The organism is Leptothoe sp. ISB3NOV94-8A (assembly GCF_043421595.1).
Lineage (GTDB): Bacteria > Cyanobacteriota > Cyanobacteriia > Phormidesmidales > Phormidesmidaceae > Leptothoe > Leptothoe turfae.
Genome location: NZ_JAXSQW010000001.1, coordinates 5,196,730 through 5,208,731 on the forward strand (window position 1 = coordinate 5,196,730; position 12,002 = coordinate 5,208,731).

Annotated in this window: 9 protein-coding genes; 7 read left to right on the top strand and 2 right to left on the bottom strand. The window is 49.0% G+C overall.

Annotated elements, in window-relative coordinates; all coding sequences use genetic code 11:
• The first annotated feature begins 54 nt into the window (after window positions 1-54).
• From mutY to SPB21_RS22135, 3 genes are all read left to right on the top strand, one after another.
• Complete coding sequence (gene mutY / locus SPB21_RS22125) at window positions 55-1,248, top strand: A/G-specific adenine glycosylase (protein WP_499867740.1); 1,194 nt, start codon at window positions 55-57, stop codon at window positions 1,246-1,248.
• Window positions 1,249-1,648: 400 nt separating this feature from the next.
• Window positions 1,649-3,169: a D-alanyl-D-alanine carboxypeptidase/D-alanyl-D-alanine endopeptidase gene (dacB, locus tag SPB21_RS22130; protein WP_499867741.1), complete on the top strand. Its 1,521-nt coding sequence runs from the start codon at window positions 1,649-1,651 to the stop codon at window positions 3,167-3,169.
• Between the two features lie 92 nt (window positions 3,170-3,261).
• Window positions 3,262-4,647 (top strand): serine/threonine protein kinase, encoded by a 1,386-nt coding sequence (locus tag SPB21_RS22135; protein ID WP_163701523.1) that lies wholly within the window; start codon window positions 3,262-3,264, stop codon window positions 4,645-4,647.
• Window positions 4,648-4,700: 53 nt separating this feature from the next.
• Here SPB21_RS22135 and SPB21_RS22140 read toward each other — a convergent pair whose 3' ends face one another.
• Window positions 4,701-5,000 carry a hypothetical protein gene (locus tag SPB21_RS22140; RefSeq protein WP_499867742.1) on the bottom strand — a complete coding sequence of 100 codons (300 nt, stop codon included), beginning with the start codon at window positions 4,998-5,000 and terminating at the stop codon, window positions 4,701-4,703.
• A gap of 456 nt (window positions 5,001-5,456) precedes the next feature.
• A complete protein-coding gene (psbA, locus tag SPB21_RS22145; RefSeq protein ID WP_499867743.1) occupies window positions 5,457-6,554 on the bottom strand; it encodes a photosystem II q(b) protein in 1,098 nt (365 codons plus the stop codon).
• A 199-nt stretch (window positions 6,555-6,753) separates the two neighbouring features.
• Between psbA and SPB21_RS22150 the strand changes: the two genes are divergently transcribed.
• From SPB21_RS22150 to mgtE, 4 genes are all read left to right on the top strand, one after another.
• Window positions 6,754-7,416 carry a TetR/AcrR family transcriptional regulator gene (locus SPB21_RS22150; protein ID WP_499867744.1) on the top strand — a complete coding sequence of 221 codons (663 nt, stop codon included), beginning with the start codon at window positions 6,754-6,756 and terminating at the stop codon, window positions 7,414-7,416.
• Window positions 7,417-7,580: 164 nt separating this feature from the next.
• The gene (locus tag SPB21_RS22155) at window positions 7,581-8,075 is read left to right on the top strand and encodes a hypothetical protein (RefSeq protein WP_006516645.1); all 495 of its coding nucleotides are present in this window, start codon (window positions 7,581-7,583) and stop codon (window positions 8,073-8,075) included.
• A 218-nt stretch (window positions 8,076-8,293) separates the two neighbouring features.
• A complete protein-coding gene (locus tag SPB21_RS22160; protein ID WP_499867745.1) occupies window positions 8,294-10,396 on the top strand; it encodes a M3 family metallopeptidase in 2,103 nt (700 codons plus the stop codon).
• 124 nt (window positions 10,397-10,520) lie between these two features.
• Window positions 10,521-11,918 carry a magnesium transporter gene (gene mgtE, locus SPB21_RS22165; protein WP_163701514.1) on the top strand — a complete coding sequence of 466 codons (1,398 nt, stop codon included), beginning with the start codon at window positions 10,521-10,523 and terminating at the stop codon, window positions 11,916-11,918.
• The last annotated feature ends 84 nt before the right edge of the window (window positions 11,919-12,002 follow it).

Below are 12,002 nucleotides of genomic sequence, written 5' to 3' on the forward strand. Positions count from 1 at the left end.
GCAAATGCGCTCACCCATGGCAGGATCAGAAACAACAGTCAAGATTGATCCACGGTGGGTGAGGCAAAGAGAACACAATACAGCGTGCACGACAGTGCTGACGGTAAATATAGCCAAAAGCAGATGTCCTTATCCCAGGCATCTGCTTTAAGTTTTGGGGGGACTGCCAATCTAGGGCATGCTGCCCCCGCACTACGGCAAGCTTTACTGACTTGGTATGGCGAACAAGGCCGTGATTTACCCTGGCGACGCAGTCGAGATCCCTATGCCATCTGGATCTCGGAAATCATGTTGCAGCAGACCCAGGTCAAAACGGTCATGCCTTACTATCAGCGCTGGTTAGAGCTATTTCCGACAGTGGCAGACCTGGCTAAAGCTGACCAGCAAACTGTGCTTAAAGCCTGGGAAGGGCTGGGATATTACGCCCGAGCTCGCAACTTACACAAGACGGCACAGTTGATTGTGAAGCAGCATGATGGCGTGTTTCCAGAGGTGTTTGAGGATGCGATCGCACTCCCCGGTATTGGCCGCACCACCGCCGGAGGCATCCTCAGTGCCGCCTACAACCAACCTGTCGCCATCCTTGATGGTAATGTGAAACGGGTGTTGGCTCGACTGGTGGCCCTCCCAAAGCCTCCAGCAAAAGCCATGAAAGAAATGTGGCAGCTATCCGAGCAACTCTTGGACCCACAGCATCCCCGCGACTTTAACCAGGCAATTATGGATCTGGGCGCCACCCTATGCACCCGTCATCGGCCATCGTGCCTGCTATGCCCATGGCAAAGCTACTGCACCGCTTACCGTCAAAATCTACAGTCTGAACTACCCATGACCGAATCTCGTGCTCCTCTGCCCCATAAGCAAATTGGTGTCGCTGTTATCCACGACAATGATGGCCGCATTCTCATTGACCGTCGTAAGCAAGAAGGCCTACTGGGGGGCCTATGGGAATTTCCTGGGGGTAAAATCGAGCCTAACGAAAGTTTTGAGGAATGCGTCAAGCGGGAGATTAAAGAAGAATTAGATATCGATATTGAGGTCAACGACCGGCTAATTACGGTTGACCATGCCTATAGCCACTTTAAGGTGACGCTGAATGTCTTTAACTGTAACCACATCAGCGGTGAGCCCAAACCCATTGAATGTGATGAAATCAAGTGGGTTACCCTGGATGAAATTGATAGTTACCCGTTTCCTAAGGCGAACGGTCAAATTATTGACGCAATTAAAGAACAGGCTAAAGGGTAAACAGCCCGCCATCTGAATAATGGGAAAAAGTCTCGGAGACGTTAAGAAGTACGAAGGGCAATATTGTTGTTATGTCTTCTCTAATGTCAGATAACAAGCTTTACTTTTGTATCTTGAGTTTTCCCAAGGGCGACAAGTCAGTGTACGGTGTGCATTGAACAGTCTACACGTTTTGAGTGTTACACCCTCCAAAAGGAGAAGAAAGAGCCCCAAAGATGCATCTCCAGGGCTCGGAATCAGGGTGCATCTACCACTCCAACATGCTCGATATATCGGGTTATATCCGGAGTTGAACGGCGACTTCACTAAGACTTCAAACAATATCCATTGTCATCAGGGTGTTAGTAAATTTTCTAGCTAACCTCTTTAAAGCAGGTTGCATTATTTACTTAGAACTGCCATGACTCTTCAATGCGTCCAGAAACCTGAACAGACTGATATTGGGTCATCCCAGAGGCTACAGACATTCTTTTATGTGTCCGTAAAGGGGGTATTCGGCTTGATCTGGGGACTGAGTCTCTGGCTATCAGGGGAAGCAGCTGTTGCCCAACGCTATTGTCGGGCAGACTTGGTGGACAAGATTGATGCGATCGCAACCCGCCCCAACCTCACCCGAGCCCATCTGGGACTACTTATAGAAACCCAAGCAGCTCAGCCTTCAGAACGCCAGATTATTCTGGAACGGAATATCGACAAATGGTTTGTTCCTGCATCCACCTTAAAACTCCTGACCACTGCCGCCGCGCTCCAGCAACTAGGCCCAGACTTTCAAATCGAGACCTCAGCCCACCTCCAGCAACAGGGCGAACAGACCCATTTGTATGTCATAGGAAGAGGCGACCCTACGTTTGGCGACGACCAACTCCAGAGCCTAACGCAGCAAATTACCCAGCAGGGAATCAAAAAAATCGATCAGCTATTAGGATATGACAGCTACTTTGCTGGCCGCACTGTGCATCCCAACTGGGAATGGGAAGATGTATTGGCAGGTTATGGAGCCTCAGCCAACGGTCTGATTTTAAATGAAAATGCTTTAGGGGTGACCCTATACCCAACAGAGGTGGGCCAACCACTACGGGTGGAGTGGGCTACCCCAGAGCAGACTACTCGTTGGGAAATACACAACACTTCCAGCACCGTGGCAGCAGGCGAGCCTTTAACCGCAGACGTTGGTCGTGATTGGAGCCAACCCATTTTGCATGTCTTTGGTAACCTCAGCGTTGATGCTGGGCCAGATCCATTTGCCATTGCCATCACCCAGCCAGGGGAGCACTTTATGGAACAACTAGCGAATAGCCTGCGCCAGACCGGCACTCCAGTAGATTTAACCGCGCTGACATCCAGCTGGCCCGATCGACCAATGCCAGAGATGGCAACAGTCATATCACCGCCACTCTCTCAATGGCTGTCAACGATTAACCAAGATAGCAACAACCTCTATGCAGAGGCCTTACTCAAGTCCTTAGGAACAATCGCAGCAGAATACGACGACACCACGCAAGCTGGCACAGAGGCTGTCAAAGAGATTTTAGATGGCTTGGGCGTTGACTCAGATAGCTATCAAATGGTGGATGGATCAGGGTTATCGAGACACAATTTAGTCACCCCTCGCACGTTGGTTGATACACTGCAAGCGATGGCCTTCCACTCCCATAGCGAAGTCTATCGCAGGTCTCTCGCCGTTGCTGGAGAACGGGGAAACTTAATCCACCGGTTTCAGAACACCCCCGTTCAAGGAAATCTACAAGGCAAAACGGGATATGTAAGCAACAATGAATCCTTGGCTGGCTATCTTCAACCTGTAGACCATCCACCCATGGTATTTAGCATTTTCTTAAACAATGCCGATCTCTCAGCCACAGCCATGCGAGCAATCATCGATGAAATTGTGGTTAACATTGCTCAGCTATCGGACTGTTAATCGAACGATCTGGAATTTAGCACCATAAACTTGTATCTAGTTCCAATGGGACTACGCCACATTGCCTACACTATTGACTAGCGCCTCATACCATGGATCCCTTCCTCAATCAGGTGCTGTGCCAACGCTATAAAATTCGCGCTCGCCTCAGCCAAAAACCAGGACGTCGCACCTTCGTTGCCACCGACTTACAGACAGACACTACCGTTATCGTCAAGCTGCTGCTATTTGACGTTGACTTTACATGGGAAACCCTCAGACTCTTTGAACGGGAAAGTGCAGCGTTACAGTCGTTAGATCATCCGGCAATTCCCCAATACTTGGATTTTGTGGATATTGAAACAGACTTGGGCAAAGGTTTTTTACTCGTACAGACCTATATAGAGGCTAAGTCTCTACAAGACTGGATTATGACTGGTCGCACCTTTAGTGAAGAAGACCTGCACTACATTGCCCAAGAAGCACTCAACATTCTTGATTACTTGCATGATCGTAAACCAGTCGTTATTCACCGCGATATTAAGCCGAGCAATCTGTTGCTCACAGAGCGCACTGGCAACAATCCTGGACAGCTTTATCTAGTAGATTTTGGTGGCATTCAAGCACCGCAACAAGGTAGCACAATCACGATTGTGGGCACCTATGGCTATATGCCGTTGGAACAATTTGGCGGGCGAGCGGTTCCAGCTTCAGATCTGTACAGTTTAGGAGCCACACTAATCTACCTCGCTACAGGGCTACACCCCGCTAATTTGCCGCAAAAAGATATGCGGTTACAGTTTGCCGATCAGGTCAGATTAAGCCCCGAATTTGTCCATTGGCTAGAATGGCTAACGGAACCTGACATTGCTAAACGGCCTCAAACAGCCGCCATTGCCCGGGAACGTTTCAATCAATCACCCACACACCCGACCGACGGTCTTCATCCGCTCCGAGTACCACCACCCCAAAATAGCGCCATTCAGCTGAGCCAGACCCAAGAGCATTTTAATATCCAGGTACCCTCTAAAAAATTCAAACTCGAATTTCTCTTGCCAGCTGTCATCAGCAGTCGGCTAACGCAAACCTTTGGTGCTTTTGGTAATATTTTAGCAGGCGTTCTTTTAATTCTCTTAGTTGTTACTGGCTTGATCTGGCCAGCCCTCATCATTCTACTGCTTATTTATTTCCATATGAATAAACGGAGCAAACGCCACGCAATTTACTCCATAACATTTGAGAAGTCGATTCAAGGCACCCTGATCTCGTTAACAGAGATTCATGGAAACAGAGAGAGTGTGTTGTTTAAGCAATCCTTAACTCACATGACGGCAGGTCCTGACAAAATTCCTCAGTATAAAATTAAATTGAGAAGCGAAGGGCCATTTCACACCATTCGCATTAATGGTAGCTATCAAGAAATTCGTTGGCTCTGTGATGAACTAGACAGTTGGGCTCAAATCCCAATTACCTATGAATCCTACAATGAAGAAGTTTAATACTGGTGGTGCATGGTGCGTGGTGCGCGATGAAAAAGCTTGAAAACCCAAAGCTACTGGGTAGGCTCCTCCATTTCTTCTAGTTTGGTCTCCAACACCGATACTCGCTGTTGCAATTCGATAACCAAAACTGCCAGGGTATCAAACTGCTGATCAAAGGATGGTGTTTCAGGGCTGGGCGGACGGTCAATGGGAGCGGGCCTACTGTTGCCAGCGCGAGGGAGTTGAGACTGAAGGCGGTTGACCTGGGATTGGAGCGATCGCAACTGTGACTCCAGCCGATTAATCCGAGGATCTGAAAGGGAAAGCGATGCCTCCACTGGCTGTAGCCAAAGACTGAGAAATAAAGTCAACAATAAACAGAAACAAGTCAACGGTTTTAGAGCACACTTCATAATTCATCAGTGGTTAACCTGATGTCATTCTAGCTATCGTTTTTCCTTTTGTTAGGAACAAGCACTACCTATCTTACAAATCTCTCCCCCAAAAACAAGCTAACGACTCATCTTTTCCTAAGACAACAATCTCCTTTAGATACGAGAATTCCTTGGGAGTCGAAGTTTAAGTAGCAACACCCCAAAATACGGTTCAATCGTACTAAAGCAAGAAAATCAATCAACTTCCAAAACTCAGAAAAAAGCTCCTATCTTATAGCAATCTACTGAATGCCATAAGATAGGAGCACTCTATCATCACTTCAATAACAAGAGTTACTAACCAGGTCTAGTAATCTCGTTTAAGTTAAGATCTTTCAAATCAGGCAGTTCAATTTCTTATGGCGAATGAGAACATTACTCATCGAGTAATGTTCAGCTAGTCAGGGAAGGAACCGCTATCGCCACAGGAGTTGCCTCGCCTGAGGCCAGATCAAGGGGAAAATTATGGGCGTTACGCTCATGCATCACTTCCATACCCAGATTGGCACGATTGATAACATCAGCCCAAGTGCTGATGACACGTCCCTGGGAATCAAGGATGCTCTGATTAAAGTTAAATCCATTGAGATTGAAGGCCATGGTACTGATACCCAGAGCCGTAAACCAAATGCCTATGACGGGCCAAGCCGCCATAAAAAAGTGCAGAGAACGACTATTAGCATCTACACCCAAGAGAATCTCATTCGTGCGTCCGACTAAGCGACCAAAGTAACCATGGGCGGCCACAATATTGTAAGTCTCTTCTTCTTGCCCAAACTTATAGCCATAGTTCTGAGACTCGATTTCAGTGGTTTCTCTCACCAAGGAAGAGGTTACCAGAGAACCGTGCATGGAACTGATCAGGGCTCCGCCAAATACACCTGCTACACCCATCATATGAAATGGATGCATCAGGATATTGTGTTCTGCCTGGAACACCAGCATGAAGTTGAAGGTACCGGAAATACCTAGGGGCATGCCATCGGAAAAACTCCCCTGACCGATGGGATAAATCAAAAACACTGCGGTAGCTGCAGCCACCGGAGCAGAGTAGGCGACACAAATCCAAGGGCGCATACCCAGACGATAGGACAGCTCCCACTCACGACCCATATAAGCAAAAATGCCAATAAGAAAATGAAAGATGACCAGTTGATAAGGGCCTCCATTATATAACCACTCATCAAGGGAAGCGGCTTCCCAAACGGGATAGAAGTGTAGACCAATCGCATTGGAAGAGGGCACCACAGCACCAGAGATAATGTTGTTACCCAACAATAATGAACCTGCTACAGGCTCACGAATACCGTCAATATCAACGGGAGGGGCTGCAATGAATGCAAGCACGAAGCAGGCTGTGGCCGTCAAGAGAGTGGGAATCATTAAAACACCAAACCATCCCACGTAAAGACGATTTTCTGTACTGGTTATCCAGTTACAAAACTGCTGCCACGGACCGGCTTGGTCTCGTCTCTGTAAAGTTGTTGTCATAAGTCTGACGAAAAGACGACAGGGTTAAGCTGCAATAACCAACCAAATAGTTAAACTAACCTGTTAGTTAACTTAAAGGCATTGGTCGCACATGTCAATAACTTTTTAACTGGTTAGTTAATTAGATAATGAAAACCTGTTGATAGGCCTTGGAGAGGCGTTGTATTCTGGTAAGAATCCTCTATCTGCAAATCCTGTAGTGAAGTCGTCAGCCAAATCAAAGCGCTCATCGGCCAAGCGGCAAAGTCGTGACCCGGAAGCCACCAAAGCAAAAATTTTAGATGCGGCTGAAGAGGAATTTGCACGCCATGGACTAGCGGGGGCACGAACGGAACCAATCGCTGCGAACATCGGTTTCACCAAGGCGATGATTCACTATTATTTTGGTACGAAGGAAGAACTGTATCAGGCAGTGTTAGAGCGCTATGCGGCTACTTTTTTGGTGGCTGTTGAGACCTTAAATTTAGAGAATCTATCGCCACCGGATGTTTTGAGGACATTCCTGCGGGCGGCTGTAGCCCATGAAGTTAACAACCCTTATCAGGGTAAGGTACTGCTCCATGAGGCCATGGGTAATGAAGGTAGGTATTTTAAGCTCACGGGTTGGGAAATCCCCATTAACCTGGGGGTGAGTTTTTTACAAAAAGGGATGGATGAAGGCTATTTTCGCCCCCTGGACCCCTGGTTGACGATGATTCACATCATGGGAACCGTGACTTTTTACTTTAATGCGGAGAACAATCTGAGAAACTTAGTGCCAGCAAGTGAATGGCTAGCACCCCAGGCGATAGAAGCTTACGCAGAGTCTGCGATCGCATTTATTCTAGCTGGCGTGCTCAAACACTCTCAGGCCAATGGGTAGCCCCATAATACCCATGGTTTAGTGAGGTGGGTGTTTGTTGGCAATCCCCCCATAGGTGGACAGCTGCTCTCTGCAAAACAACAACCCCCAAAATGTAGTCAACGAGGAATAATAGAACATATCGGGGTTTGCCCTGACTTGGAGCCATTACTTGTTCTATCCCCATGAGATACCTTGTCGCTGCTTTTTGCGATCGCACCAATGCCGAAGAAGCCTATGCCAGGCTAGAGTCCAGCAACTTTTCCATGGACGATGTCTCTATTCTGGGTGAGGGGTGTCCGACCACTGACGAGTTTGGCCTGCAAAATCCTAAAGAAGCCGCCTGGACTCAGGTACGACGCATGGCCACCTGGCTAGTCCCCTTTGGGTTTGGCGGAGGCTTTGTCTTTGATGCTATTACAGGTCTGAATACCTTTGAGTGGACAGGCACCTTAGGCAATCAGCTTTTAGGAGGTCTGCTAGGCGCTGGGTCTGGACTAATGGGCAGCTTCTTTATTTGTGGTGGTCCTGCGTTGCTGTTTAACAATAACGAAACACCTTATCGCGATCGCATTGATGCTGGAGAATATTTAGTCGTCGTTAGTGGCGGTGAAAGCATCATCACCCAAGCTGCCCGTATTTTGCAGGCTCTGGATCCAGAAACCATCGAAGCCCGTTAAACAGAGGGCTTCATGGCATTGCCTTGCAGGAAAAACTCCATCAGGGTTGTCCCAAATGCCCATAACACCGATTAGAATCCTTTAGAACAAGCCCTTGTAATTTCTACCCCCACACTCACCAAAAATCGAACTAACATTATATAGATAAGTCGGAATAATTCCGGGAAGTTAGTTTTTCTGAGAATTCTGTCACACTTAATTTTTTTCCAAAGCAACCTATGACTTCTAAGGCAACTACCAGTGCTCCCGCTGTAGCAACCAACCCTTTTCTGACTGGCCATGGTCTCCCTCCATTTGATCAGTTTCAGCCCGATCAAGTAGAACCCGCGATCCAGCAGTTGATTGGCGAACTCACCACAGCCTTGGAGTCATTGGAAAAAACCATGAGCCCCACCTGGGAAGGATTAGCCAAACCGCTAACTAAAATCAGTGAGCGGCTGGGTTGGACTTGGGGTGTTTTAGGACACTTAATGGGCGTTAAAAACAGCCCCAAACTCCGAGCCGCCTATGAAGCTGTGCAGCCTGCTTTAGTACAGTTTGCCACCCGCTTAAGCCAGAGCAAAGCCTTCTACACCGGTTTCAAACAACTGGCCCAAGACACCAACCTCAGCCCTGCACAAAAACGCATTGTGGAAGCAGCCATCCGCGATGCTGAACTTTCAGGTGTGGGTCTAGAAGGTGACGCTAAGGAAACCTTCAACCAAATTCAACAACAGCTGGCGGAGCTATCAACCCAGTTTTCGAACCATGTGCTGGATGCCACCAAAGCCTTTAGCTTAACCTTAACAACCCAGGAAGACATTGCTGGCTTGCCCTCTAGTTTGTTAAGTCTAGCGGCTCAGGCAGCCCGCGATGCTGGAGAGGAATCGGCTACTGCAGAAGCAGGCCCCTGGCGAATTACCCTGGATATTCCCAGCTATGGTCCCTTTATGAAGCACAGCCAGCGTCGTGACCTGAGGGAAAAAGTTTACCGCGCCTACATCAGCCGTGCGTCCTCTGGTGATCTCAATAACTCACCCCTGATTGATAAAACCCTGGTCCTCAGAAAACAACAGGCTAATCTCCTTGGCTTTGATTCCTACGCCAATCTCAGCATTGCCAGAAAAATGGCCTCCTCAGTCAATGCAGTGGAGGAGCTGATGGAAGAACTGCGCAGTGCCAGCTATGACGCTGCTGTTAAAGAGTTACAAGATCTCAAAGTCTTTGCGCTAGCGCACAACGCATCGACAACTAACGACTTGAAACAGTGGGATATCCCCTTCTGGGCAGAACGCATGCGGGAACAAGAGTTTGATCTTAACGACGAAGCGCTCAGACCCTATTTCCCATTACCTCAGGTACTCAACGGTTTGTTTGAGTTAGCCCATCGCCTCTTTGGTGTGACAATTCAGGCCGTCGATGGGGAGGCTCCCGTTTGGCATCAAGATGTGCGCTACTTTGCCATTGCCGATGGCAACGGTGCACCCATTGCCTATTTCTATCTTGACCCCTACAGTCGACCCGCTGAAAAACGCGGCGGTGCCTGGATGGATGAATGCATTGTGCGTGCCCATACAGAGCCTAAACTACCCGTGCGTCTACCGGTGGCCTATCTTGTCTGCAACCAGTCACCCCCCATTGATGGCAAACCCAGCCTGATGACCTTCCGAGAAGTAGAAACCCTGTTTCATGAGTTTGGACACGGGCTACAGCATATGCTGACCCAGGTCGACTATCCAGGGGCTGCGGGCATTAACAATGTGGAGTGGGACGCGGTCGAACTGCCCAGTCAGTTTATGGAAAACTGGTGCTACGACCGTAATACCCTATTCAAAATGGCACGGCACTTTGAGACTGGCGAGCCTTTGCCTGAAGCCGATTACCAGAAGCTACTAGCTGCCCGCAACTTTATGACCGGCAATGCCATTCTGCGCCAGGTGAATTTTGGTTGGCTCGACATTGAACTGCATTCTCGTTATCAGCCTGATGGATCTGAGACCATCTGGGATGTGCGGGATCGACTGGCCAAAAAAACTACGGTGCTGCCACCCTTAGCTGAGGATGCGTTTTTATGCAGCTTTGGCCATATCTTTGCCGGTGGTTATGCGGCAGGCTATTACAGTTACTTCTGGGCCGAGGTACTCAGCGCCGATGCCTTTGCAGCGTTTGAGGAGGTGGGCATTGATAACGAAAGTGCTGTGCAGGAAACTGGTAAGCGTTTCCGCGATACGGTGCTGGCTTTGGGCGGCAGCCGTCATCCCATGGAGGTATTCCAGGCATTTCGCGGACGTGAGCCTAGCACGGACGCGCTGTTGAGACACCGGGGATTGAAGGCAGCATAAACCATCAGGAGGTTGGGAAATGTCCATCCTCCTAAATTATGTACCTGAGAAATTTGCAGGATTTTCTTCGTTCTAGACCCATTCCACCACTAGACTATAGGCAACTGGATTGGGCATACCTTCCTTGACGGACACTGAACAGGCTACAAGCACTGCATCATTTTCGCGCAGGGAACTGCGCGAACTGGTGCGATCGCAACTTCAGGCTCTCCTAGAACAGAACAATTACCAAGGGGCAAAAGCATTACTGGTCCCTGTACAGCCTGCGGATATCGCTGAAGCTATCGAAGGATTGCCTGATACGATGCAGGCCCTTGCCTTCCGCCTACTGTCTAAGGCTGAAGCCATTGAAGTCTATGAAAATCTAGACTCCAGCATTCAGCAAACCCTGGTTGAAGACTTTAAGCGCCAGGACGTCATCGACATTGTGGACAAGATGTCGCCTGACGACCGGGCGCGCCTCTTTGATGAACTCCCCGCCAAGGTGGTACGACAATTGCTGCAACAGCTGAGTGCACAGGAACGCGAAGCCACAGCCCTGTTATTGGGTTATGAGGCAGGCACAGCTGGGCGGGCCATGACCCCCGAATACATCGCCCTAAAAGAAAACTGGACGGTGGAACGGGCACTCAATCACATTCGCAAACTGGCCAGTGCTAGTGAAACGGTGTACTACCTGTATGTCACCGACAGAGCCCGTCGTCTCACAGGTATCTTGTCACTGCGAATTTTAGTGACCGGTCAACCCGATCAAACCATTGGAGAGCTGATGACCCGCGAAGTGGTTTCAGTGCAAACAGGTGTGGACCAAGAAGAAGTCGCCAGGTTGATTCAACGCTACGACTTTTTGGCAGTGCCCGTTGTCGATACTGAGGAACGGCTGGTGGGCATCATCACCGTTGATGACGTGATCGATATCCTCGAAGAAGAAGCCACCAAGGACATTTATGCCTTGGGCGGTGTTCAATCTGGCGGTGATAACTACTTTCAGACCAACCTGCTAACGGTCGCTCGCAAGCGCGTTGTATGGCTCTCAGTACTGCTGGTGGCCAATACCTTTACCGCTGCCGTGATCAGAAGCCAGGAAAGTTTGATTCAACAGGTGGCAATCTTAGCCTCATTTATCCCGCTACTGATCGGTACCGGGGGTAACGTAGGCGCTCAGTCATCCACCGTGGTGATCCGTGGTTTGAACACCGATGAGCTTAAGCTACGAGAGGCGTTCCAGGTGATTCGTAGAGAAGCGATCGCAGGTGCTTTCCTGGGTCTCATGCTGGCCCTAGTCGTCACCGGAGTGCTATACATCCTGCCTGTTATCAATGTAGGCGTAGCCCTCACCGTAGGCCTGAGCCTGATCGCGATTTCCGTCCTGGCATCCAGCGCCGGAGCAGCTCTACCCATTCTGTTCCAAAGCTTAGGCTTTGACCCTGCGCTGATGTCAGCCCCATTTATTACCACCGTCGTAGATGTATTTGGAGTCTTTATCTACTTAACGCTGGCAAGACAAGTGCTCCAGCTGTAGTGGTTGGTGAACAATAGGGCATAGGATGCCAACATCTGTAGCAAAAAGCTAAAACGCTTGAATCTTGGCGCTCAGTGAACCACT